Origin of the sequence: Pseudomonas sp. 8209 (genome assembly GCF_028682105.1) — a bacterium.
Lineage (GTDB): Bacteria > Pseudomonadota > Gammaproteobacteria > Pseudomonadales > Pseudomonadaceae > Aquipseudomonas > Aquipseudomonas palmensis.
In genome coordinates this window covers 304396-329127 of sequence record NZ_JANIAH010000004.1, presented here as the reverse complement: position 1 = coordinate 329127, position 24732 = coordinate 304396, and the positions used below count along the sequence as shown (strand labels likewise).

Below are 24732 nucleotides of genomic sequence, written 5' to 3'. Positions count from 1 at the left end.
GCAGAACCATCGTATAAATACCGGCCCGGTGCCTAACGCCCGTCCTGCCAGAGGCCAGTCTCCATGCCCCTCAAACCCTTCTGCGGTGCCAAACTCGCCCTGCTGTTCCACGACCACCTGCTGACCTACAAGCGCGACGTGAAAAGCACCATCCCCTTCCCCGGCTGCTGGGACTTTGCCGGCGGGGGGCGCGAAGGTGATGAGACCCCGGTGGAATGCGCGCTGCGCGAGCTGGACGAAGAGTTCGCCCTGCGCCTGCCCCCCGAACGCATCGAATGGCGCCGCAACTACCCCAGCCTGGCCAGACCCGGCTGGGAGTCCTGGTTTCTGGTGGGGCACATCACGCAGGGGGAAATCGATGCCATCGAATTTGGCGACGAAGGCCAGTACTGGCAGATGATGCCGATCAGCGATTACCTGAAACACGCTGAAGGTGTGTGGTATCTGCAGGATCGGCTGCGGGACTATCTGGCGCAGGCCAGTTGAACCCATTGGGTGGCGAACCACCCGGCAGGAACGGATTGCGCCGGCGCAAGGGCCGGCGCGGCGGGTACTTACATGTGGCTGTGGTCGTGCATCGAGTGCTCGCCGTGACCGTCGGTGGCGGTCAGCGAACGCACCGGGGCGTCGACCTTGATCGACTCCTTCTGGCCCTTGGCGTCTTCGACGATCAGGGTCAACGGCACCGTGTCGCCTTCCTTCACCTGCTTGACCAGGCCCATCAGCATCACGTGGTAGCCATTGGTGTCGAGCACCACCGGCTTGCCGGCGGGCAGGTCCAGCGCCTTGACTTCACTCATGCTCATCACGTCGTTGTGCATCTGCATCTGGTGCACCTGCACGGTCTTGGCCACCGGCGACTCGACGCCCACCAGCTTGCTGTCGGTGCTGGCAGTGAGGGTCATGAACGCACCGGTCGACTGCTGCTGCGGCACGCTGGCGCGCACCCAGGGCTCGCCCACGGTGGTCTGGGCAACGGCGGGCAGCGCCGCACCGAACAGGGACAGCAACGCCATCGCGCCAAGCGCGTGTTTCACGGGAGAACGCATTAACAAACCTCCATTACGGTAAGCAGGTCTTCGGTGCATTCCCTGGCATTGAGGGAGTGCGAGAGGCCAAGGCGCAGCACGCCACGCGAGTCGAACACGTAGCTGGTCGAGCTGTGGGAAATGGTATAGGTGTCGCCGGCCGGCACCTTCTCGTAGAACACGCCGAATTCCTTGGCCACTGCGGCCGTCTCTTCCAGGGTACCGGACAGCGCCACGAACGAGGGATCGAAGGCCTTGACGTAGGCGTCCAGCACTTCGGGGGTGTCGCGCTCGGGGTCCAGGCTGATGAACACCACCTGCAGGAAGTCGGCGTCGCGACCCATCAGCTTCTTGATCTGCACCGCGCGGGCCAGGGTGGTGGGGCACACCGCCGGGCATTGGGTGAAGCCGAAGAACACCATCGGCATCGAGCCCTGGAAGCTCGACAGGGTCATTACGTTGCCTTGCGGGTCCTTGAGCTTGAAGGTGCGGCCGAGGATCTTGTTGCTCAGGTCCTTGCCGTATTTGAAGTCCAGCGCGCCGGAGTTGTTGCAACCTGCCAGGGCACCGAGGCCGAGCAGGCCGAGCCCGGCGATCACCGTGCGCCGGGTCAGTAAATCGTTCATGTAACCATCCTTTTGGGAAGGTGCCGGCCCCGAGAGCGGGAGCCTTGTGCAAGGGTTTTGCGAGGCGGCATTTTGTCACGCAGGGTCGACGGGTTCCAGCGCGCAGCGCCAGATGGGTGCGGTCTGATGTCGCAGCATGGCAGTCAAGATTGTAAGGAAGATTTACCGAGCGAATAGAAATGTTATACAGTAACCATTCAATTCGCCCCCTCTGCCTGCGACCTTTCAATGACTAGCGCTACTGCCCTCCCCGCCGCCAGCAAACCGAGCCAACGCCTGCTGTCCATCGATGCCCTCAGGGGCCTGGTGATCCTGTTCATGCTGCTGGACCACGTGCGCGAAACCTTCTTCCTGCACCGCCAGGTCAGCGATCCGATGGCCATCGACAGCACCGAACCTGCGCTGTTCGTCAGCCGTACGCTGGCCCACCTGTGCGCCCCGGTGTTCGTGCTGCTGACCGGTCTGTCGGCCTGGCTGTATGGCCAGAAGCACCAGGGCCGGGGCGATGTGTCGGCCTTTCTGTTCAAGCGCGGGCTGTTTCTGGTGGTGCTGGAGTTCACCCTGGTGAACGTCGCCTGGACCTTCCAGCTGCCACCCAGCGTGATCTACCTGCAGGTGATCTGGGCCATCGGCATCAGCATGATCGCCCTGGCGGCCCTGGTGTGGTTGCCGCGCCCGCTGTTGCTGGTGCTGGGCGCCGCGATCGTGGCCGGTCACAACCTGCTCGACGGCCTGCACTTTGCGCAGGGCTCTGCGCTGCACGTGCCGTGGGCGATCCTGCATGACCGCGGCTGGCTCGAGTTCTCCGACAGCCTGCGCCTGCGTACCTCGTACCCGGTGCTGCCGTGGGTCGGGGTGATCGCGCTGGGCTACGGCCTGGGGCCCTGGTTCGCCCACTCGATGCCGGCCGCCACGCGCCAGCGCCGTCTGCTGCTGGCAGGCCTGGCAACCCTGCTCGGCTTTGTCGCCCTGCGCCTGCTCAACGGCTACGGCGAGGCGCCATGGACGGTTCAGGCCGATACCGCGCACACCCTGATGAGCTTCTTCAACATCACCAAGTACCCGCCCTCGCTGCTGTTCCTGGCCCTGACCCTGGGGGCTGGCCTGCTGTTGCTGCTGGGCCTGGAGCGCGCCGGGCAGCGCCGGTGGATCAGCACCCTGGCGGTGTTCGGCGCCGCACCGATGTTCTTCTACCTGCTGCACCTGTATGTGCTGAAAGTGGCGTACCTGGCCTGCGTTGCACTGCTGGGCCTGAACCAGGGCAATTACTTCGGCTTCGATGGTATCTGGGCGGTGTGGCTGACCGCCGTGCTGCTGGCCGTGGCGCTGTTCCCGCCGGTGCGCTGGTTTGCCGCGTTCAAGGCACGCCGTCGCGACATTGCCTGGCTCAAGTACCTCTGAGGCTGGCGGGGTTTTGTTTCCCTGCGGGCGGCATGATCGACTACCATGCCGCCCGCCGGTTTCCACACGGAATCAATAGGGAATCCGAGACGCCACTGCATGGCGTCAAACGGAACTGCCCCCGCAACTGTAAGTGCCGAGCCTGCTCCTGAAATGCCACTGGGTGCCCCCCGGGAAGGCCGGAGCCAGGTGACGACGCACCAGTCAGGAGACCTGCCGGCACAGCAACAATCACTAACCGGCGGGGTGTCCGGGGAGTACATCTGTGCCGCGAGCGCCCCGCGCGCCGAACGGCCTTGCCCTGCCCTCGCGGCAGCGCCTGTCGATGTGTTTCCAGGTTGTACACCCCTGCCCGTGTACGGTTCGAATGGAGATCGCATCATGCAGTTGCCCCGCCTTGCCACCCTGCTCGCGGGCCTGGGTCTGTCGACCCTGGCCCAGGCCGCCCCGACCCACTACCCGCTCACGCTGCAGAACTGCGGCATGCCGCTGACCTTCCAGCACGCGCCCGACAGCGCCGTGACCATCGGCCAGGCCGGCACCGAGATGTTCTACGCACTGGGCCTGGGCGACAGGCTGGTCGGCACCTCGCTGTGGTTCAACGATGTGCTGGCGCAGTACAAGGTGCAGAACGACAAGGTCGAGCGCCTGGCCGACAACGACCCCAGCTTCGAGGCGGTGATCGGCAAGCGCCCGCAACTGGTGGCGGTGCAGCTGGAGTGGATGGTCGGCCCGCAGGGCGTGGTCGGCACCCGCGAGCAGTTCCATGAGCTGAACATCCCCACCTACCTGATGCCGTCCGACTGCGAGGGCAAGGACAACCTGGTCGGCGCCGACGGCACCCGCCTGGAGCCGTTTCGCATCGACAGCATCTACAACAGCATCAGCCAGCTGGCCGAGATCTTCGACGTGCAGGCGCGTGGCGAGCGGTTGAACAGCGAGCTCAAGGCACGCCTGGCCAAGGCTGCCGCCACCGTGAAGGGCAAGGATCTGAAGGACACCAGCGCCCTGTTCTGGTTCTCCAGCGCAGACCTGGACATCGACCCGTACGTGGCCGGGCGCAAGGGTATCCCCGACTACATGCTGCAGACCCTGGGCGTGCGCAACGTGGTGCAGTCCGATGAGGAATGGCCGACCGTGGGCTGGGAAACCATCGCCAAGGCCAACCCCACCTTCCTGGTGATCGCGCGCATGGACCGTCGTCGCTTCCCGGCCGATGACTACCAGAAGAAACTCGAATTCCTGCGCAGCGACCCGGTCACGCGCAACATGGACGCGGTCAGACACAACCGCATCGTGATTCTCGATGCACATGCCATGCAGGCCAGCACGCGCCTGTTCAGCGGCATGGAGACCCTGGCCTCGGCCATCAACGGCTTCGACCTGGCGCCATGACAGGCAGCGTTGTGCGCGGCCTGCTCGCGTGCCTGGCCCTGCTGCTGGCGATACTGGCAGGGGTGGCGATTGGCGAAACGCCGATCGCCCCCTCGGTGGTGCTGCAGGTGCTGGCCAACAAGCTGTGGGCCGCCGGGCACCTGCTGGACCCGATCGATGAAGGCATCGTGTGGAACTACCGCCTGACCCGTGCGCTGGTGGCCGCCGCCTGCGGCGCGGGGCTGGCCACCTGCGGGGTGGTACTGCAGTCGCTGCTGCGCAACCCGCTGGCCGACCCGTACCTGCTCGGCATCTCGGCCGGCGCCTCCACCGGCGCGGTACTGGTGGCGCTGCTGGGGCTGGGCGCGGGGGCGTTCACGCTGTCGCTGGGCGCCTTCGTCGGGGCCATCGCGGCCTTCGCGCTGGTGGCGCTGCTGGCCCGTGCCAGCGGGCCGTCCAACAGCACGGGGCAGATCATCCTCGCCGGGATCGCCGGCTCGCAGCTGTTCAACGCGCTCACCGCCTTTCTGATCACCCGGTCGGCCAGTGCCGAGCAGGCGCGCGGCATCCTGTTCTGGCTGCTGGGCAACCTCAGTGGCGTGCGCTGGCCGTCGGTGTGGCTGGCGGTGCCGGTGGCGCTGGCCGGCCTTGCGGTGTGCGTGTGGCATCGGCGGGCGCTGGACGCCTTCACCTTCGGCAGCGACTCGGCTGCCTCGCTGGGCATCCCGGTACGCCGCGTGCAGGTGCTGCTGATCAGCTGCGCGGCACTGGTGACGGCAGTGATGGTGTCGATCGTGGGCGCCATCGGCTTTGTCGGGCTGGTGATTCCGCATGCGATGCGGCTGCTGTTCGGTACCCCCCATGCGCGCCTGCTGCCGGCCAGCGCGCTGGGTGGCGCGCTGTTCCTGATTGCCGCCGACGTGCTCTCGCGCACCCTGATCAAGGGCCAGGTGATTCCGGTGGGGGTGATCACGGCGCTGGTCGGCGCACCGGTGTTCGCATTGATACTGATTGGCCGCAGGAGCGCCCGATGAACGCTGTCACCCACCCGCTGGATGAAGCTGCACTGCGCTGCACTGGGCTGGGTTTGAAGGTGCGCGATGCCGTGCTGCTGAACGCGGTCGACCTTGAGGTGCGCCGTGGCGAGACCCTGGGTATCGTCGGCCCCAACGGCTCGGGCAAGTCCACCCTGCTCAAGCTGCTGGCCGGGCTGCGCACGCCCACCTGCGGCGAGGTGCAGCTGGGCAGCAACGCGCTCAGGCAGCTGCCACGCCGCGAGGTGGCGCGGCGGTTGGCAGTGGTCGAGCAACAGGCCGACACCAGCGATGCGATCAATGTGTTCGATGCCGTGGCCCTGGGCCGCACGCCGTGGTTGTCGGCGTTGCGCCCGTGGTCGGCAGACGATCACGCCATCGTGCAGCAGGCCCTGGCCGACGTGGATGCCACCCACCTGGCAACACGCAGCTGGCGCAGCCTCTCCGGTGGCGAGCGCCAGCGCGTGCACATCGCCCGGGCCCTGGCGCAACGCCCGCAGCTGCTGTTGCTCGACGAGCCGACCAACCACCTCGACATCCAGCACCAGCTGGGCATTCTGCGCCTGGTTCAGGCGCTGCCGGTGACCACCCTGATCGCCCTGCACGACCTCCACCAGGCCCTCACCTGCGATCGCCTGGCCGTGCTCGAGCGCGGGCGCCTGGTGGATGTCGGCCCGCCGTTGCAGGTGCTGACCCCGCAACGCCTGCAGGCCACCTTCGGGGTGCAGGCGCACTACCTGACCGACCCCTTCGACGGCGCGCAGATCCTGCGCGTTCGTTCCCCTTGACCTGAAATGGATAGCCCGCCCATGCGCCTTGCCGCCTTGCCCCTGCTGCTCGCCAGCGCCCTGCTCGCCCCTTCGGTATCGGCCGAGGTGCACGAAGTGAAAATGCTCAACCGTGGTGCGACCGGCAGCATGGTGTACGAGCCGGACTACCTGCGCATCGCCCCCGGCGATTCGGTGAAGTTCATCGCCACCCAGAGCGGGCACAATGCCGCCTCGCTGCCCGGCCTGCTGCCCGAAGGCGCCGAGGCGTTCAAGGGCAGGATCAACCAGCAAATCGAGCAGACCTTCAACGTGCCGGGCCTGTACGGCATCCAGTGCATCCCGCACCTGTCGATGGGCATGGTGATGCTGATCCAGGTCGGTGAGCCCGCCGCCACGCCACCGAGCCTGCCGAGCACCTTGCCCAGGCGTGCAGCAGATCGTCTTGCCGCCCTGCTGCAACGCGAGGCCGCACAATGATCGCACTGCGCACCCGTTCGGCCCTGCTGCTGGCATTGGCCGGGCCGGCGCCCCTGGTGCTGGCCGAATCGGCCCAGGAGCAGGCCAACGGCCTGGTCGAAGACAGCACCTGGAGCCTGCTCAACCGCAGCGTGTACGACAAACGCGAATACCGCCACGGCGCGCGCAACAGCGGCGCACGCAATGCCTACAAGCCCCGTGCCGAGCGCAACGGTTATGCCGAGGAATGGGCCTATGGCCTGATGGGCACGTTGCAGTCGGGCTTCACCCAGGGCCTGATCGGCGTGGGCGTGGATGCCCATGCCTACCTTGGCGTGCAACTGGACAGCGGCGGCGGACGCGCCGGCAAGGCGCGCCTGCTGGGGCTGGACAACCACGGCCACCCCAAGAACGAATTCAGCCGCGGCGGCGCGGCGGTCAAGCTTCGGGCCTCCTCCACCGTGCTGTCGTATGGCGAACAGCGGGTCAAGACCCCGGTGTTCAGCTCGTCCGACAGCCGCCTGCTACCCGAAACTGCCACCGGGGTATTTGTCACCAACACCGAATTCGATGGGGTGAAACTGGTAGGCGGGCACTTCACCGAGAGCACCGACCGCAACGCCAGCAGCCATGACCAGGGGTTCGTGGTGAACTACTCCAACGCAGCAAAGGGCGATGCCTTCGACCTGGCCGGGGTGGTCTACAGTGCAAGCCCGAGCCTCAGCGCCAGCCTGTACACCTCGCGCTACGAAGACACCTGGAACCAGCACTACCTGGGCGGCACCTTCAGCCATGCACTGGACGCCAATCGCTCGCTCACCTTCAACCTCAACCTGTACCGCACCACCGACACCGGCAAGGCGTTGTCCGGGCAGATCGACAACACCACCTGGAGCCTGCTCTCGACCTACGCCCAGGGCCCGCACAGCTTCAGCCTGGGCTACCAGAAGGTCGATGGCGACACACCGTTCGACTATGTGACCCGTGGCGCGATCTTCATCAGCAACGCCGTGCAATTGTCGGACTTCAACGCCCCCAACGAGCAGTCGTGGCAGGCCCGCTACGACCTGGCGATGACCCCGTGGGGCCTGCCCGGGCTGGTGCTGAGTGCGGCGTATGTGCGCGGCAGCCGCATCGATGGCAGCCACGTCGACCCGCGTGGCGGCTATGCGTACCTGGGCTACGGCGAAGGCGGCAAGCACTGGGAGCGCGACCTGGAGGCGCGCTACGTGGTGCAGGGCGGCGTGGCCAAGGGCACCACGGTGTCGCTGCGGCACAACGTGCACCGGGGCAACACTGCCCAGGCCGAGCTGGATGCCGACCAGATCCGCCTGGCGGTGGAATACCCGCTCAACGGGCGCTTCTGAGGTTCAGCCGGCGGGCAGGCGACATTGCATGTGGGTGGTCTGCCACACCGGGTCGGCTTCCACATCGATGATCTCGAAGCCGTGCTTTTGCCAGAAACCAATGGCGCCTGGCAGAAACGGATGGGTGTGCAGGTACAGCACCTGCACCTGGTCCTGCAACGCCAGCTCACGCAACGCGCGGTACAACTCACCGGCCAGCCCGCTGCGGCGATAGGCCGGCAACACGAACAGGCGCACCACTTCCACCACCTTCTGCCCACGGTAGTCGAGCTGGCGGAAGCGGTGGTCGTAAGGCAGGTAGCCGATGGCCGCGACGATCTGGCCATTGCAGCGGGCCAGCAGGAAACGCCCCGCGCCGTGCAGGTAGACCTGTTCGAACTGCTGCAGGTCTGCCGGCATCCCGGTGGCGGCGAGCTTGGGGAACAGCGCGGCGCGGGCCTGCATCACGAATGCTACGGCAGCCTGCCTGTCGTCGGCGCCGGCCTGGTGCAGCGTGATCGGCTCAGGGCGCATAGCGCAGCGGCAGGCGGGTGGAGTACTTGATCTGCTCCATGGAGAAGCTGGAGCTGATGTCGGACAGGCCCGGAATGCGGATCAACTGCTTGTACACCGCGTCGTAGGCGGCCACGTCCGGCACCACCACGCGCAGCAGGTAGTCGGTGTCGCCGGCCATGCGGTACACCTCCAGCACTTCGTCGATACCGGCCACGGCGGCATGAAAGCCGGCCAGCCAGTCGGCGTTGTGCTGGGTGGTCTTGATCGAGACGAACACCACCACGCCGACATTGAGCTTCTTGCCGTCGAGCAGGGCCACGCGGCCGCGGATGATGCCGGCCTCTTCGAGCTTCTGGATGCGCCGCCAGCAGGCGGTGGTGCCCAGGCCGATCTGCTCGGCGATATCGCCCACCGCGCGGGTGCAGTCGGTTTGCAGAAGGTCGAGTATTGCCCGGTCCAGCTTGTCCATGCAGAAGCCTTTTGGTGGGGGAGGCGTCGGGCATTTTCCATCAGGTGGGCGGGGTGTGTCACGGGGCAGGCAGCAGTGCGGTGACGGTGGCGGCCCCTTGCAGGAGCTGGCCTTGCCAGCGAAGGGGCCGGGGAACCGTCAGACACGAAACCCCGGGCCTGTAAAAACGTTACCGCATGCAAACGCCTACAGCGTCGCCACACTGCTCACGATGCGCAGCGAAAGGCCCTCATAGCCATCCAGATTGATGGTCATCTCCCCCGCTTCGCTCAGCTCGCCCTCCAGCCGTTCGTTGATCATGTCCACCACCGCGCCGGGGCTTACATCCGGCAGATGCAGGGTTTCGCTCAGTGGCTCGGCACCGAAGTTGAGTGCGGTGATCTGGATGCCCTTGCCTGCCGGCAGCTCGTGCACCATCAGCAGCAAGGCCGGGTTGGCCACCTCGGGGATCAGGATCTGCCGGCTCGCCGCAATCGCATAGGCCTGGCGCACAGCGAGCATGCGTTTCAGGCTGCTGGCAAAACTGTCGGGCTGCTGCAACTGGCTGGCCAGGCTGCCATACAGCGAACGCGCACGCGGCAGGCCCTCGGCCGAGAGCTGCGCCTCCACGTCCAGGTCGGCCAGGTCATAGGCGCCGCGATGAATCCAGCGGGTGTCGCCGTCACCCATCAGCCCCTCCACCTGCTCGGGCTCCAGCGGCAAGGCGCCGACCAGGTCCCAGCCCGACAGCGCAAACACCCCCGGCTGCATGGCGTTGTACATGGCCAGCAGCAGGTGCACCTTCTGGATCAGCGCCAGCTGCTCGGCGTCGATGCTGCCCAGGTCGCGAATGCCCAGCGCGGCAGTGATGATGCTGACCGTGGTGCACGACACGCCATTGGTCACGAACTTGAGGTTGTACGGTGCGTGCTCGCCCGCCAGGCCCTCGTACATCTCGCTGCGGATATGCTCGCGCAGGATATTGCCGGGGAAGGTCTGGCCCTTGTACAGGTAGCTGTCGTTGGCGTGCAGGGTCCAGAAGTGCACCAGCTCCAGGGTCAGTTCATCGTGGTTCTGCAGGGCATGGATCAACGAGGCCGGGTCGATCTTGAACGCATGCATCTGGTGCAGCATCAGGCGCAAAAACTCGGTGTCGCCGGTCAGCAGCGCGTGCTGGTAGGCCGGGCGCGTGACGAAGTCGTAGGACAGGTCGGCGCCGCCGTGGGACATGTTGGCGATGTCGTCCAGGGTCAGGTTCAGTTCCTGGAAGCTGAAACCGCCGGCCTTGCGGATCATGCCGCCCAGCAACTGGTTGCCGGTGACCGACAGCGGGTGGCTCTCCGACCAGGCCGGCCCTTCGGCGCGCCGCTCCACGCCGAGAAAGCCATTGGCATCCAGACGCAGGCCACGGGCGCCGAGCACGTCGATGGCGTGCAGGGCGTCGCCGATGATCAGCTGCTGCGCGGCAAAGCTTGGGTCCAGCCAGTTCAGCGATGGCTGGCCCTCCTTGAAGTAGTGCAGGTACACCCAGCGTCGCAGCTTGCCGTCGACCCCGAGTACCGGCGGCGTGGCGCTCCAGTCGGTTTCCTTGATGCCGGGTTCGAAGAAGATCACCCGCTGCAACTGGCCAACGATGTAGTGGCGGGCCTTGAGCTCGTCGCACATGGCCGGCGTGAGGTTGGCCGCATCGCGCCCGGCCGGCACCTCGGGCAGCAGGCCCCAGTCGGCTTCGCGGATCTCGATCATGTGGTACAGCCCGGGATAGTCGCCGTAGGCCATCTCGGCCAGGCGAAAATCGGCGCCCTTGCCGGTGTGCGCCGGGATCGAGTCGTCGATGGTCACCGCGTTGTGCGCCGAGGCCACCTTGCTCAGGTGCACCAGCTCGGCCTCGCTGCCGTAGCGCGGGTCGATGTCGAAGCTGATGCGGTCGAAGTTGCCGTCCACGCTGGGGGTGAACTCGCGCTGGGTGATGCCGCCCGAGCGCTTCAACGGCCCGGTGTGCACGCCCTGGATGCCCAGCTCCGACAGCGCCTGCCACAGCTGCTCATGGGCCAGCGCCTGCAACACCGAACCGCCCTCCTCGACGATGATCGAGGCCGGGTACACCGTCAGCCACACCGAGGCGATGGCACTGGCGTCGCGGGCGCGGGCCTCGGCGTAAGGGTGCAGCCACATGCGCGCCTGCCCTGCATACAGCCGGGCGCGGTCGCGGGCGGCTTGCAGCATGGACTGGCCTTGCAGCCATTCGATGGTGTCCTGGCCTCGCTGGGTCATACGCTTGCTCCTTCGACGGGGGGCGTGGGGTCGTGCCCTCAAGGTGTGAGTGGGTTTGACTGCAATCGTTCGCATTTTTTGCTGCGACCAGCGGGCAGATGTGGCAGAGCTCCGCCGCACGGCGCGCCTACCCCGGCCCACACGCCCTCAAACCCACCCCTCCAGCCGCAACGTCGCGCGTACCAGCCGCTGCTCCTCCTCCTCGATCTCCTTGAGGTTCGCGCAGATGCCCTGGATATGCGCAATCGCCGCCTTGCGCGCCTGCTCCGGCATTCGCCCGGTCACGGCGTTGTACAACCGCGCATGCTGGCGGTCGATCTGGCGCTTCTGCACATCGCGGTGGTACAGGTTGTTCACCGAGGCGAACACCGAGTTCAACAGCAGGTCGGTCAGCGAGCGCAGCGTCTGCACCAGCACCGGGTTGTGCGAGGCCTCGCAGATCGCCAGGTGAAACGCATGGTCCAGGTGCGCATGCTCAGAGGCCGTCAGTGGCTGCTCATGGGCCGCCAGCAACGCCTCGTAGCTGCGCCGTATGAGCACGAAGTCCGCCTCGGTGCCGCGCAGCGCCGCCAGGCGTGCCGACTCCCCTTCCAGCAGGCTGCGCACCTCGAACAGGTCGTACAGGGTGCGCGGCTGCGAACTGAACAGGTGCATCAATGCCGAGGTGCTGCCCTGCCCCGACAACTGCGCGACATATGAACCCTTGCCATGCGCAGTCTCGATGATGCCTTTGGCGCGCAGCAGCTTGAGCCCTTCGCGCAGGGCCGTGCGCGACACGCCGAGCTTTTCGGTCAGGCGCCGCTCCGACGGCAGCGCCTGGCCGACCTTGAGCACGCCATCGACGATCAGCCGCTCGATGCGCTCGCACACCACGTCTGCCACCTGCATTGAAAGCGGTTCGCCCATCGTTCCTCCAACTGGTATGACCAGACACCGTGGGCTTTATTACCCTTGCCAGATCAATACATAACTAACTGTATTTATTGAATATTCATGAAAAAGCCGGAAAAACCGCAGCAACAAACTGGTTCGACCAGTGATTTGAGCGATAGACACTAAGCCGCCGCCGGCCAATGATGCAAGTGAGCCGTGTTCCATCGAGCTTCCATAACAACAAGACAAGGGTCGTTAGCCTGCCCATGAATATTCTCTACGACGAACGCGTCGATGGTGCGCTGCACAGCGTCGACCGGGCCGAGTTCCTGCACACCCTGCAGAGCCGCCTGCCCGACCTGGATATCCTGCACGCCGCCGAAGACCTCAAGCCCTACGAGTGCGACGGCCTCTCGGCCTACCGCACCACGCCGATGCTGGTGGTGCTGCCGCGCCATCTGGAAGAGGTGCAGAGCGTGTTGCGCCTGTGCCACGAGCGCAAGGTGCCGGTGGTGGCACGTGGCGCCGGCACAGGTTTGTCCGGCGGCGCGCTGCCGCTGGAAAAGGGCGTGCTGCTGGTAATGGCGCGCTTCAACAAGATTCTTGAAATCGACCCGGCCGGGCGCTTTGCCCGCGTGCAGCCCGGCGTACGCAACCTGGCGATTTCCCAGGCTGCCGCGCCGCATGGGCTGTACTACGCACCCGACCCCTCCTCGCAGATCGCCTGCTCGATCGGCGGCAACGTCGCCGAGAACGCCGGTGGCGTGCACTGCCTCAAGTACGGCCTGACCGTGCACAACGTGCTCAAGGTCGAGATGCTCAGCGTCGAGGGCGAACGCATGACCCTTGGCAGTGATGCCCTGGACGCCCCCGGCTTCGACCTGCTGGCGCTGTTCACAGGTTCCGAGGGCATGCTCGGCATCATCACCGAAGTCACCGTCAAGCTGCTGCCCAAGCCGCAGGTGGCCAAGGTGCTGCTGGCCGCCTTCGACTCGGTGGAAAAGGCCGGCCGCGCCGTGGGCGACATCATCGCCGCCGGCATCATCCCCGGCGGCCTGGAGATGATGGACAACCTGGCGATTCGCGCCGCCGAAGACTTCATCCACGCCGGCTACCCGGTAGAGGCCGAGGCCATCCTGCTGTGCGAACTGGACGGCGTCGAGGCCGACGTGCACGACGACTGCGAGCGCGTGCGCGTGCTGCTCGAACAGGCCGGTGCCACCGAAGTGCGCCTGGCCCGCGACGAAGCCGAGCGCGTGCGCTTCTGGGCCGGGCGCAAGAACGCCTTCCCCGCCGTGGGCAGGCTGTCGCCCGACTACTACTGCATGGACGGCACCATACCCCGGCGCGAACTGCCCCACGTGCTGGGGGCCATCGCCGACCTCTCGGCCGAGTACAACCTGCGCGTGGCCAACGTGTTCCATGCCGGCGACGGCAACATGCACCCGCTGATCCTGTTCGATGCCAACACCCCCGGCGAGCTGGAACGCGCCGAGGCGTTCGGCGGCAAGATCCTCGAGCTGTGCGTGAAGGTCGGCGGCAGCATCACCGGCGAGCACGGCGTAGGCCGCGAGAAGATCAACCAGATGTGCGCCCAGTTCAACAGCGACGAGCTGAGCCTGTTCCATGCGGTAAAGGCTGCGTTCGACCCGCTGGGCCTGCTCAACCCGGGCAAGAACATCCCCACCCTGCACCGCTGCGCCGAATTCGGCGCCATGCACGTGCACCACGGCCAACTGCCCTTCCCGGACCTGGAGCGCTTCTGATGAGCACCGTACTGTTCGACCCGGCCCACGGCAGCGACCGCAGCGCCGACCTGCTGGCCCGCGTGCAGCAGGCCATCGCCGAGCGCACCCCGCTGTTCATCCGCGGCGGTGCCAGCAAGACCTTCTACGGGCGCCCCGTCGACGCCCAGCCACTGGACCTCGCCGGGCACACCGGCATCGTCTCCTACGACCCCACCGAACTGGTGATCACCGCCCGCGCCGGCACGCCCCTGCGCGAGCTGCAGGCCGCGCTGGAGCGTGGCGGGCAGATGCTTGCCTGCGAAGTGCCGTGCTTTGGCGACAACGCCACGGTCGGCGGCATGCTCGCTGCCGGCCTGTCGGGCCCGCGTCGCCCATGGGCGGGTTCGGTACGCGACTTCGTACTGGGCACGCGCATGATCAGCGGCCTGGGCACGCACCTGCGCTTTGGCGGCGAGGTGATGAAGAACGTCGCCGGCTACGACCTGTCGCGCCTGCTGGCTGGCAGCCTGGGGTGCCTGGGGGTGATCACCGAAGCCTCGTTCAAGGTGCTGCCCAAGTACCGCTGCCGGGTCAGCCTGCGCCAGGCCATGCCGCTGCAGATGGCCCTGGACAAGCTCGGCGAATGGGGCCAGCAGCCGATCCCGCTGACCGCCGCCAGCCATGACGGCAGCACCCTGTACCTGCGCCTGGAAGGCAACGAGGGTTCGGTACGCGCCGCCGCTGAACGCCTGGGCGGCGATGCGCTGGATGACAGCTACTGGGACGACCTGCGCGAACAGCGCCTGGCGTTCTTCGACGACCCGCGCCCGCTGTGGCGCCTGTCGGTGCCGGCACTGACGGCGCCGCTGGCGATCGAGGGCGAGCAACTCGTCGACTGGGGCGGCGCGCAACGCTGGCTCAAGAGCAGCGCCGATGCCGACAGCATCCGCCAGCTCGCCGCCGCCGCCAACGGGCACGCCACCTGCTTCACCCCGGGCGTGGTGGACAGCCCGTTCCAGCCGCTGGCCGCACCGATCCTGCGGTTTCACCAGACGCTCAAGCGCAACCTGGACCCTCAGGGCATCTTCAACCCCGGCCGCCAGTACGCCGACGTCTGACCCAGGAGCCACCATGCAGACCAACCTGAGCGAAGCGGCCAAGCGCCTGCCCCACGCCGACGAAGCCGAACGCATCCTGCGCAGTTGCGTGCACTGCGGCTTCTGCAATGCCACCTGCCCCACCTACCAGGAACTGGGCGACGAGCTGGACGGCCCGCGCGGACGCATCTACCTGATCAAGCAATTCCTCGAGCAGGACACCGTCAGCGAGAAGACCCAGCAGCACCTGGACCGCTGCCTGACCTGCCGCAACTGCGAAACCACCTGCCCGTCGGGGGTGGAGTACCACAAGCTGCTGGACATCGGTCGCGACGCCATCGAGGCCCGTGTGCCCCGCCCGCTGGGCCAGCGCCTGCTGCGCAGCGGCCTGCGCGCCGTGGTGCCGCGCCCGGCCCTGTTCCAGGCGCTGGTGAGTACCGGCGAGCTGCTGCGCCCAGTGCTGCCCGAGGCATTCAGGACCCACCTGCCACGCAGCGTGGCACCGGCCCGGCAACGCCCCCAGGCCACCCATGCACGGCGCGTGCTGATGCTCGAAGGCTGCGTGCAGCGCAGCCTGTCGCCCAACACCAACGCCGCCACCGCGCGCGTGCTCGACCGCCTGGGCATCAGCATCACGCCGATTGCCCAGGCCGGCTGCTGCGGCGCGGTGGACTATCACCTCAACGCGCAGGACACCGGGCTTGAACGTGCGCGGCGCAACATCGACGCCTGGTGGCCAGCCGTGGAAGCCGGCGCCGAAGCCATCGTGCAGACCGCCAGCGGCTGCGGCGCCTTCGTCAAGGAATACGCCTACCTGCTGCGCGACGACCCGGCCTACGCGGCCAAGGCCGAGCGCATCAGCGCCCTGGCGCGGGACATCGTCGAAGTGATCCGCGCCGAACCGCTGGAGCGCTTCGAGGCCTGCTGCGACCAGACCCTGGCCTTCCACTGCCCGTGTACCCTGCAGCACGCACAAAAACTTGGCGGCGCAGTTGAAGCCGTACTCAAACGCCTGGGCTTCAACCTTACCGAGGTACCCGACAGCCACCTGTGCTGCGGTTCGGCCGGCACCTATTCGCTGACCCAGCCGGTGCTGTCCAGGCAACTGCGCGACAACAAGCTCGATGCGCTGGAAAGTGGCCACCCCGACGTGATCGCCACGGCCAACATCGGCTGCCAGACCCACCTCGACGGTGCCGGGCGAACCCCCGTGCGGCACTGGATCGAACTCGTTGACCAAGCCCTCAACCCAGGAGCCTGATTTCATGCAAAGCAAACCCGTAATGACCCTGAGCGACGTGCAGCAGATTCTCGCCGCCGCCCGTGCCGAGGCCCAGGCCAACCAGTGGGCCGTGAGCATTGCCGTGGTCGACGACGGCGGCCACCCGCTGGGCTTCGAGCGCCTGGACGGCTGCGCGCCGGTGAGTGCCTACATCGCCACCGAAAAGGCCCGCAGCGCGGCGCTGGGCCGACGTGAAACCAAGCTGTACGAAGACATGATCAATGGCGGGCGCACGGCGTTCCTGTCGGTGCCGGTGATCAGCGGCACGCTCGAAGGCGGCGTGCCGGTGATCGTCGACGGCCAGGTGGTCGGCGCGGTGGGTGTGTCGGGGGTCAAGTCCGAACAGGACGCCCAGGTGGCCAAGGCCGGCGTTGCCGCCGTTAAAGACTGATCAGGAGCAACCGAACATGAACGACCGTATTCAGCGTCAACGCCTGCAGGTCGCGAGCGCCCTGCAGCACTTCATCGAAACCGAGGCCCTGCCCGGCACCGGTGTGCCGGAGGCCAACTTCTGGCAAGGCTTCGACGCCCTGGTGCACGACCTGGCGCCGAAGAACCGCGCCCTGCTCGCCGAACGCGACCGCCTGCAGGCCGCGCTGGACACCTGGCACCGCGCCCACCCGGGCCCGGTGGCCGACATGCCGGCCTACCGCGCCTTCCTGAGCGAGATCGGCTACCTGGTGCCGGTGCCTGAACAGGTGGCGGTGAGCACCTCCAACGTCGACAGCGAGCTGTGCGAACAGGCCGGCCCGCAGCTGGTGGTGCCGGTGATGAACGCGCGCTATGCGCTCAACGCCGCAAACGCACGCTGGGGCTCGCTGTATGACGCGCTGTATGGCACCGACGCGATCAGCGACGCCGACGGCGCCGAGGCTGGCGAGGGCTACAACCCGCGCCGTGGCCAGAAGGTCATCGCCTTTGCACGCAAGGCCCTGGACCAGGCTGCACCGCTGGCCGGCGGCTCGCACGCCGAGGCCAAGGCCTACCGCATCGAGGGCGGGCAACTGCGCGTCGAGCTCATCAGCGGCATGACCACCACACTCAAAGACCCCGCCAAGTTCGTCGGTTTCCAGGGCGATGCCGCCCAGCCGAACGCGGTGCTGCTGAAGAACAACGGCCTGCACCTGGAGATCCAGATCGACCCCACCAGCGCCATCGGCCAGACCGATGCGGCCGGGGTCAAGGACGTGCTGGTCGAAGCCGCCCTGAGCACCATCCTCGACTGCGAGGACTCGGTGGCCGCGGTGGATGCCGAAGACAAGACCCTGATCTACCGCAACCTGCTGGGCCTGATGAAAGGCGACCTGAGCGAAGCGATCAGCAAGGGCGGCAAGACCCGCGTGCGCCGCCTCAACCCGGACCGCGTCTACACCGCAGCCGATGGCGCAACGCTGACCCTGCATGGCCGTTCGCTGCTGTTCGTGCGTAACGTCGGCCACCTGATGACCAACCCGGCGATTCTCGATGGCGATGGCGCCGAGATTCCCGAGGGCATCATGGACGCGGTGCTCACCGGCCTGATCGCCATCCACGACCTGCAGCGGCGCGGCAACTCGCGCAGCGGCAGCGTGTACATCGTCAAGCCGAAGATGCACGGCCCTGCCGAAGTGGCGTTTGCCGCCGAACTGTTCGGGCGTGTCGAAGACCTGCTGGCGCTGCCGCGCAACACCCTGAAGATGGGCATCATGGACGAGGAGCGGCGCACCTCGGTGAACCTCAAGGCGTGCATCGGCGCAGCGCACGAGCGGGTGGTGTTCATCAACACGGGCTTTCTCGACCGTACCGGCGACGAGATGCACAGCGCCATGGAAGCCGGCCCGATGCTGCGCAAGGGCGACATGAAGTCCACGCCGTGGATCACCGCCTACGAGCGCAACAACGTGCTGGTGGGGCTGGCCTGCGGGCTCAAGGGGCGCGCGCAGATCGGCAAGGGCATGTGGGCCATGCCCGACCTGATGGCCGACATGCTGGTGCAGAAGATCGGCCACCCCAAGGCCGGTGCCACCACCGCATGGGTGCCCTCACCCACGGCCGCCACGCTGCATGCGCTGCACTACCACCAGGTGGACGTGCAGGGGGTGCAGAGCGAATTGCAGCGCATCGACCTGGCCGGCGAGCGTGACAGCCTGCTCAACGACCTGCTGACCATTCCGGTGTCGCCGCGTCCGAACTGGAGCGATGCGGAAAAACTGCAGGAGCTGGAGAACAACTGCCAGGGCATTCTCGGCTACGTGGTGCGCTGGGTGGAGCAAGGGGTCGGGTGCTCCAAGGTGCCGGACATCCACAACGTCGGCCTGATGGAAGACCGTGCGACCTTGCGTATATCCAGCCAGCACATTGCCAACTGGCTGCTGCATGGCACGGTGAGTGAGGCCAAGGTACGCGAGGTGCTCGAACGCATGGCGGTGGTGGTCGACCGGCAGAATGCCGGGGATGCGGCATACCGCCCGATGGCGCCGGACTTCGCCACCTCGATGGCGTTCCAGGCCGCCAGCGACCTGGTGTTCAAGGGGCGTGAGCAGCCGAGCGGGTATACCGAGCCGCTGCTGCATGCGTGGCGCTTGAGGTTCAAGGCGGCGAACTGACGGGCCTCTTCGCCCGCAAGGCTGGCTCCTGCAGGAACCAGCCTTGCGGGCGAAGGCCCCGGCAACTACACGATGGGCAACCCATTGTTGACCACTTCCCGCGTATACGACGCCAGCTGCTTGGCATCCATGCTGGCCACCAGGTCGGCCTCGATGGGCCGGTGCGCCACGATACTCACATCGGTGCAGCCCAGGGCGTTGTGGCGAATCCGGCGCACCGCCGGGCTGATGGTCACGGGGATGATGCCGATGCCCATTTCCTTGGCGATGCGAAATGCACCGGTCTTGAACGGCAGCACGCCCTGCCCGGTGTTGCGCGTGCCCTCGGGGAAGATCCAGAGCGATGTCTTGCTGTCGGCCACGCGGGTGGCGATGCGCCGCAGGCTGGTGATCGACGCGCGCGGGTTGCTGCGGTCGATGAACAGGCTGCCGGTCAGCCAGTACAGTTGCCCGGCCAACGGCAGCCAGCGCAACGATTGCTTGCCCACGATCACCGTGCCTGGGCGCAGCGCCTGGGCCACGACAAATGCATCGTGGTTGCTCTGGTGGTTGGCCACATAGATGTAGGAGCGGTCGGGCGCGATGGCGTCGAAACCACCGACCTCGACGCGCACGCCAAAGATCCAGTTGATGGCCCTGTAGACCTTGCAGGCCAGGTAGAGGTTGTCCTGCTTGCGCGGGTTGAGCAACAGCACCAGGCACAGGAACGGAAACGTCACCACCACGAACAGCACGACCAACAGCCAACGCACACACGCAATCATTGCTTTACCACCTTCCCTCGACATGTTCACCCGTCACGCTGCCAGTTGCAGTGCGCGGGTCGTCTGGTCATCGATTTCGATCCAGAAGGCCAGCACCGGCTTGTCGTCAATCATCTGCGGACGCGCGATTCTTCGCGTGGTCACGCCCATGCGCTTGAGCAACCGCTCGTTACCCATTGCAGTAAAGGCAATCAGCCTGCGCGCCCCCTGGGCACGGGCCACATCGATCACCTTGCCGACCATCGCCACGGTATTCTGCCAAGCCTGTTCAGCCGACAGGTATTGGCCTTTGGGCGAACTCATGGCGAAGCGCGAGAGCTCCCATATGTCCTGCTGATAGGGGAGCGGCGCATCGCCAACCAGGTGCGGAAACACTTCTGCCAGCAGGTACGGGCGATGGGTGGGGATCAGGCGGGCACAACCGAAAATATTCTGTTGCTTGTCGCATGCCAGCACATACAGCGTATCGGGGCGGTCGAACTCATCCCACTCCTGACCCTCGGGACACTGCAATGGCCAGCCCAGCTCCCTTACAAACACCTGGTAGCGGTACTCGGCCAGTGCGCTCGCCATGGTGCGCGGAAAGTCTTTGATGGTCCCGGTTACAGCAGTGAACATGAAAACGCCCCAACTCAAAGAGCTGGGAGTACAACAAACCCTCCGGAGCCTATATAGCTGCCCGAAAGGGCAGGTTTATTCGTAGGAAAAACCTGAAATGCCAGCGCACTGATGGCCATTTGCTACAGAAGTTTTCCGCGAAAACTGTACCGTACGGTATAATTCGGGCCTGTTTGCACTCTCCATTGGCCGAGCACATTCCACCCATGAAAGGCACATTGCGTGAATGACTGGCGCGAGCACTTCATTGCCGTGGTGACGGGGTGCCGCAACGAAAGCGAGCTGTTCAGCGAGCTGACCCGGCTTACCCGCGAGCTGGACTTCGAGTTCTGTTCCTATGGGCTGAAGAATCCGCTGCCGATCGCCGCCCCGCAGTTCATCCTGCGCTCCAACTACCCCAGCGCCTGGGAAGCCAGGTACGTGGCCGAGGACTATTTTTCCTGCGACCCGACGGTGGCCCACGGGCTGACCCGCACCACGCCCCTGCAGTGGGCCGCCGCGCAACAGCAGCACCAGCAGGCATTCTGGGAAGAGGCGCGGCACTACAGCCTGGACCACGGCTGGTGCCTGTCGGTGCAGGGCGACTACGGCACCATCGGCCTGCTGTCCCTGTCCCGCCCGGATGACCCGATCTCCACACTTGAACTGGACGCCAAGGAAGCCAAGCTCATCTGGCTGTCGCAACTGGCGCACAGTGCCATGACCGGCTTCTTTGCCCAGACCCACCTGCCCGAGGCCCAGAAGACCCTGACCGCACGGGAGAAGGAAGTGCTCAAATGGACCGCCGTGGGCAAGACCTACAGCGAGATCAGCATCATCCTCACCATCGACAGCCGCACGGTGAAGTTCCACCTGGTCAACGCCATGCGCAAGCTGCAGGCCAGCAACAAGGCCGAGGCGACGGTGAAGGCGATTCTGCTGGGGATGCTTTTCTAGGCCAGGGCTGCATCAATAGCTGAAAATTCCCGACACAGCGACTAAGGTAGGCACAGATCGGTGCCCGCCCCTGGCCCGAGACAACAAGATGACGGTGAGCCGCCCCTGCGCGCGCCACGGTCGACGGGAGCCCAGCATGCAGCATACCCAGACCAGCCCGAGCGATCTCGCGGCCTTCGTCGACGATCACTTCCCCGAGCGCGGCATCCGCCCCGACCCTGTCATTGCGCAGTCCTGGTACCGCAGCGTGGTCGAGCATCGCCTCGACCCCGGCGCCGCCGGGCGTACCCACGTGCTGGGCGCCGACGCCATCCGCCAGCATCAACAGCAGCACCAGCAATACCTGGCCATCGCCAGCCAGGGCGTCAGCGGCCTGGCCAGGCGCGTGGTGCCGGCCGGGTTCGCGGTGCTGCTCAGCGACGAACACGGCATCACCCTCGACACCCGCCTGCCCGAAGCCAGCCACATCTATACCCAGGCCGGGCTGGTGGTGGGCGCGCGCTGGGACGAGTCGATTGCCGGCACCAACGGCATCGGCACCACCCTGGCCGCCGCGCAGCCGCTGATCATCCACCGCGAAGAGCACTTTCTGGCCTCCAACTTTCGCCTGAGCTGCTCGGTGGCGCCGATCTTCGACGCCCAGGGCCTGCTGCGTGGCTGCCTGAACGCCACCTGCCTGAACAGCAACGGGCCCAAGGAGGCGCAGTACCTGACCCTGCAACTGGTGATCCTGTATGCGCGGCTGATCGAGAACGCGCACTTTCGCGAGTGCTACCGCGACCGCCTCACCCTGTCGCTCAAGCCCATCGACGACATAGCCGACCTGGCCAACGAGCAGTTGCTGGCGCTGGACGACAACGGCCGCATCATCGGCGCCAACCGCGCCACCTTCGTTGCCCACCAGCGCGATGCGGCGCCGCTGCTGGGTGCGCGCATCGACAGCCTGCTGCCAACCTCGGTGGATGAACTGCTGCACCTGACCCAGGGCGGTGCACGCGGCGTGCGCCTGCGCGGGCAGCAGGACGACGCCTTGCTGGATGTGGGCCTGCGCATACCGTCGCAGCGCCACCGCCCTGCCCCGGCCAGACCGCCGGTGCGCAGCAGCCACCCCGACCTGCAGCAGCTGGCCGGCGGCGATGCGCGCCTGCAACAGGCGGTGCAGCGGGTGCGCAAGGTGCTCGACAAGGACCTGCCGATACTGATCACCGGCGAGACCGGCACCGGCAAGGAGGCATTCGCCCGCGCCATCCACCAGGCCAGTGCGCGGCGCGCCGGGCCGTTCATCGCGCTCAATTGCGCGGCGATTCCCGAGACGCTGATCGAGAGCGAGCTGTTCGGCTACCGCGGCGGCAGCTTCACCGGGGCCGACAAGAAGGGCATGAAGGGCAAGCTGGAACTGGCCGCCGGCGGCACGCTGTTTCTGGACGAGATCGGCGACATGCCGGCGCACCTGCAAACCCGTTTGCTGCGGGTGCTGGCCGAGCGCGAGATCTTCCCGATCGGCGCCCAGGCGCCGGTGGCGCTGGACGTGCAGGTGGTGTCGGCGACCCACCAGGACCTGCACGGGATGATTGGCGACAAGCGCTTTCGCGAGGACCTCTACTACCGCCTGGGCGGCATGAGCCTGGCGTTGCCGGCCTTGCGCGAACGCAGTGACCGGGGCGCGTTGATCGAGCAGTTACTGGCGGCGCAGAGCAGCGGCGTGCGGCTGACCGAACAGGCCCGCCAGTGCCTGCATGCCCATGCGTGGCCGGGCAACATTCGTCAGTTGCTCAATGCGTTGCGCTACGCGGTGGCGTTGGCCGAGGACGGGGTGATCGACGTGGATTGCCTGCCGGCGGAAGTGGTGCAGGTGGTGCGCGACGAGCCGCTGCGCATCGACAGCCAGGACCCGGCCAGCGAGTTGCTGCAAAGGTTGCGGCGCCATCGCTGGAACATCAGTGCGGTGGCGGCTGAACTGGGGGTGGCGCGCTCGACGCTGTATCGGCAGATGAAGAAGTACGGGGTGGTGCAGCCCAATGATCGGTTGTGATGGCAGGGGTTGCTGTGCAACCCATCGCGGGTCGAGCCCGCTCCCACAGGCTGTGGGAGCGAGCTTGACCCGCGATGAGGCCCTAACAGGCTACCTGGGCCTCAGATCTGGATATAGACCACATGGGTATGCGTGTACTCATACAACCCATGCTTGCCATCGGCCCCACCGATCCCCGACTTGCGCGTGCCGGCATGGAAGCCCTGCATGGCCTCGAAGTTCTCGCGGTTGATGTAGGTCTCGCCGAAATCCAGCGCGTTGCTGGCATGCATCGCTGCACTCAGGCTGCGCGTGTACAGCGATGAAGTCAGCCCGTATTCACTGTCGTTGGCCAGCGCAATCGCCTCGTCCAGGCTCTCCACGATCTGGATCGGCAACACCGGCCCGAAGATCTCCTTGCGCATGATCTCCATGTCGGCCGAGCAGCCGGCCAGCACCGTCGGCTGGTAGTGGAAGCCCTGCCCGCGATCGGCCACCGCGCCCCCGGTCACCAGCTGCGCGCCCTGCCCGGTGGCGGTGCGCACCATCTGCCCGACCTTGTCCAGGGCGGCCTGGTTGATCAGCGGGCCCATGTCCAGGTCCGCCTCGGCCAGCGGGTCACCATAACGGGTGGCGGCCATGGCGCTGGCCAGTTTGTCGGTGAACTCATCCGCCACCTCGCGCTGCACGTACACCCGCTCGGCGCAGTTGCACACCTGCCCGGTGTTGATCACCCGCGACGCGGTGATCGACTTGACCGCCAGCTCCAGGTCCGCATCAGCCAGCACGATGGCCGGCGCCTTGCCGCCCAGCTCAAGGTTGAGCTTGGTGATGTTCGGCGCCGCCGCGGCCATGATCCGCGAGCCGGTGCCCACGCTGCCGGTGAAGCTGATCAGGTCGATGCCGGCGTGGCTGGTCAGGCGCTGGCCCACGGTCGCCCCGGTACCGCACACCACGTTGAACACACCGCTGGGCAGGTCGGTCTCGGCCACCAGGCGGGCGAACTCGAAGCAGTTGATCGGTGTTTCCTCGCTGGGCTTGATCACGATGGTGTTGCCCGTGAGCAGGGCCGGCGCCATCTTGCGGGCGATCAGAAAGAACGGGAAGTTCCACGGCAGAATCCCGGCCACCACGCCCAGCGGCTTGCGCAGCAGAAAGATGCTTTCACCGGCGCGGTCGCTGGTGAGCACCTCGCCTTCCAGGCGTCGCGCCCACTCGGCCATGTAGTCCAGGTAGTCGGCGGTGAAGTTGACTTCGACCAGGGCCAGGCCGAGCACCTTGCCCTGCTCGGCGGTGATGATGCGCGCCAGGCGCTCGGCGTTGTCGCGCACCTTGCTGGCGATCTTGCGCAGGTAGCCGGCGCGCTCGATGGCCGGGCGCATGGCCCAGCCCTTCTGGGCCTTGCGCGCGGCGGCAATGGCCTGCTCCACCTGCGCGTCACTGGCCTGGGGCACGCGCCCCAGCAGTTGTCCATTGGCCGGGTTGTGCACCTCGATCTGCGCGTCGCTGTCGACGAACGCATTGGCGATGTAGTTCTGGTAGATGACGTCACTCATGGATCAATGG

Annotated in this window: 22 protein-coding genes, 1 pseudogene and 1 riboswitch; of the genes and pseudogenes, 14 read left to right on the top strand and 9 right to left on the bottom strand. The window is 66.4% G+C overall.

Annotated features, from left to right (window positions below; all coding sequences use genetic code 11):
• Positions 1–63: 63 nt before the first annotated feature.
• The gene (locus NP552_RS10700) at positions 64–486 is read left to right on the top strand and encodes an NUDIX hydrolase (RefSeq protein ID WP_043861197.1); all 423 of its coding nucleotides are present in this window, start codon (positions 64–66) and stop codon (positions 484–486) included.
• Positions 487–554: 68 nt separating this feature from the next.
• Here the strand turns inward: NP552_RS10700 and NP552_RS10695 are convergent, their stop codons facing one another.
• Positions 555–1049, bottom strand: a complete 495-nt coding sequence (locus tag NP552_RS10695; RefSeq protein WP_043861196.1) for a copper chaperone PCu(A)C — start codon at positions 1047–1049, stop codon at positions 555–557.
• Complete coding sequence (locus NP552_RS10690) at positions 1049–1654, bottom strand: SCO family protein (RefSeq protein ID WP_054915148.1); 606 nt, start codon at positions 1652–1654, stop codon at positions 1049–1051. Before NP552_RS10690 ends, NP552_RS10695 begins: the two co-directional genes overlap by 1 nt.
• A 228-nt stretch (positions 1655–1882) precedes the next feature.
• Between NP552_RS10690 and NP552_RS10685 the strand changes: the two genes are divergently transcribed.
• The 6 genes and pseudogenes from NP552_RS10685 (at position 1883) to NP552_RS10660 (ending at position 8056) form a co-directional block, all read left to right on the top strand.
• Entirely contained in the window at positions 1883–3055 is a 1173-nt protein-coding gene (locus NP552_RS10685; protein ID WP_043861194.1) for a DUF1624 domain-containing protein, read from the top strand.
• A gap of 40 nt (positions 3056–3095) precedes the next feature.
• Positions 3096–3290, top strand: a riboswitch (cobalamin riboswitch).
• A gap of 146 nt (positions 3291–3436) precedes the next feature.
• Positions 3437–4450: an ABC transporter substrate-binding protein gene (locus NP552_RS10680; RefSeq protein WP_274096719.1), complete on the top strand. Its 1014-nt coding sequence runs from the start codon at positions 3437–3439 to the stop codon at positions 4448–4450.
• Positions 4447–5463: a FecCD family ABC transporter permease gene (locus NP552_RS10675; RefSeq protein ID WP_274096718.1), complete on the top strand. Its 1017-nt coding sequence runs from the start codon at positions 4447–4449 to the stop codon at positions 5461–5463. Before NP552_RS10680 ends, NP552_RS10675 begins: the two co-directional genes overlap by 4 nt.
• Positions 5460–5999, top strand: a pseudogene (locus NP552_RS10670) (ABC transporter ATP-binding protein); the annotation flags it as partial. The gene NP552_RS10675 and the pseudogene NP552_RS10670, both read left to right, overlap by 4 nt.
• Before the next feature lie 273 nt (positions 6000–6272).
• Entirely contained in the window at positions 6273–6710 is a 438-nt protein-coding gene (locus tag NP552_RS10665; protein WP_058541265.1) for a pseudoazurin, read from the top strand.
• A complete protein-coding gene (locus NP552_RS10660; protein WP_274096717.1) occupies positions 6707–8056 on the top strand; it encodes an OprD family porin in 1350 nt (449 codons plus the stop codon). Before NP552_RS10665 ends, NP552_RS10660 begins: the two co-directional genes overlap by 4 nt.
• Before the next feature lie 3 nt (positions 8057–8059).
• Here the strand turns inward: NP552_RS10660 and NP552_RS10655 are convergent, their stop codons facing one another.
• The 4 genes from NP552_RS10655 to glcC form a co-directional block, all read right to left on the bottom strand.
• Positions 8060–8569 (bottom strand): GNAT family N-acetyltransferase, encoded by a 510-nt coding sequence (locus tag NP552_RS10655; protein ID WP_043861188.1) that lies wholly within the window; start codon positions 8567–8569, stop codon positions 8060–8062.
• Positions 8559–9020, bottom strand: a complete 462-nt coding sequence (locus NP552_RS10650) for an Lrp/AsnC family transcriptional regulator (RefSeq protein WP_043861187.1) — start codon at positions 9018–9020, stop codon at positions 8559–8561. The genes NP552_RS10655 and NP552_RS10650 overlap by 11 nt, the downstream gene beginning before the upstream one ends.
• A gap of 186 nt (positions 9021–9206) precedes the next feature.
• Positions 9207–11273 (bottom strand): maltose alpha-D-glucosyltransferase, encoded by a 2067-nt coding sequence (gene treS, locus NP552_RS10645; protein WP_043861177.1) that lies wholly within the window; start codon positions 11271–11273, stop codon positions 9207–9209.
• Positions 11274–11420: 147 nt separating this feature from the next.
• Positions 11421–12179: a transcriptional regulator GlcC gene (glcC, locus tag NP552_RS10640; protein WP_078481750.1), complete on the bottom strand. Its 759-nt coding sequence runs from the start codon at positions 12177–12179 to the stop codon at positions 11421–11423.
• A 233-nt stretch (positions 12180–12412) separates the two neighbouring features.
• Between glcC and glcD the strand changes: the two genes are divergently transcribed.
• From glcD to NP552_RS10615, 5 genes are read left to right on the top strand one after another with little or no spacing between them, the layout of a single operon-like run.
• The gene (gene glcD, locus NP552_RS10635; protein WP_043861170.1) at positions 12413–13912 is read left to right on the top strand and encodes a glycolate oxidase subunit GlcD; all 1500 of its coding nucleotides are present in this window, start codon (positions 12413–12415) and stop codon (positions 13910–13912) included.
• On the top strand, positions 13912–14991 hold the full coding sequence (gene glcE / locus NP552_RS10630; protein WP_274096716.1) for a glycolate oxidase subunit GlcE: 1080 nt from the start codon (positions 13912–13914) through the stop codon (positions 14989–14991). Before glcD ends, glcE begins: the two co-directional genes overlap by 1 nt.
• A 13-nt stretch (positions 14992–15004) precedes the next feature.
• Positions 15005–16231, top strand: a complete 1227-nt coding sequence (glcF, locus tag NP552_RS10625) for a glycolate oxidase subunit GlcF (RefSeq protein WP_043861168.1) — start codon at positions 15005–15007, stop codon at positions 16229–16231.
• A 4-nt stretch (positions 16232–16235) separates the two neighbouring features.
• Complete coding sequence (locus NP552_RS10620; protein ID WP_043861167.1) at positions 16236–16643, top strand: heme-binding protein; 408 nt, start codon at positions 16236–16238, stop codon at positions 16641–16643.
• Positions 16644–16659: 16 nt separating this feature from the next.
• Complete coding sequence (locus tag NP552_RS10615; protein WP_274096715.1) at positions 16660–18837, top strand: malate synthase G; 2178 nt, start codon at positions 16660–16662, stop codon at positions 18835–18837.
• Positions 18838–18902: 65 nt separating this feature from the next.
• On the opposite strand, the gene NP552_RS10610 is transcribed toward NP552_RS10615, so the two are convergent.
• Both NP552_RS10610 and NP552_RS10605 read right to left on the bottom strand, forming a co-directional pair.
• Complete coding sequence (locus NP552_RS10610) at positions 18903–19589, bottom strand: lysophospholipid acyltransferase family protein (RefSeq protein ID WP_210015277.1); 687 nt, start codon at positions 19587–19589, stop codon at positions 18903–18905.
• Positions 19590–19634: 45 nt separating this feature from the next.
• Entirely contained in the window at positions 19635–20219 is a 585-nt protein-coding gene (locus tag NP552_RS10605; protein WP_043861164.1) for an acyl-homoserine-lactone synthase, read from the bottom strand.
• A gap of 222 nt (positions 20220–20441) precedes the next feature.
• Between NP552_RS10605 and NP552_RS10600 the strand changes: the two genes are divergently transcribed.
• Together NP552_RS10600 and NP552_RS10595 are read left to right on the top strand one after the other, a co-directional pair.
• The gene (locus NP552_RS10600) at positions 20442–21155 is read left to right on the top strand and encodes a LuxR family transcriptional regulator (protein ID WP_274096714.1); all 714 of its coding nucleotides are present in this window, start codon (positions 20442–20444) and stop codon (positions 21153–21155) included.
• 136 nt (positions 21156–21291) lie between these two features.
• A complete protein-coding gene (locus tag NP552_RS10595) occupies positions 21292–23187 on the top strand; it encodes a sigma-54-dependent Fis family transcriptional regulator (protein WP_274096713.1) in 1896 nt (631 codons plus the stop codon).
• A 101-nt stretch (positions 23188–23288) separates the two neighbouring features.
• Here NP552_RS10595 and aldA read toward each other — a convergent pair whose 3' ends face one another.
• The gene (gene aldA, locus NP552_RS10590; RefSeq protein WP_274096712.1) at positions 23289–24722 is read right to left on the bottom strand and encodes an aldehyde dehydrogenase; all 1434 of its coding nucleotides are present in this window, start codon (positions 24720–24722) and stop codon (positions 23289–23291) included.
• Positions 24723–24732: the final 10 nt, after the last annotated feature.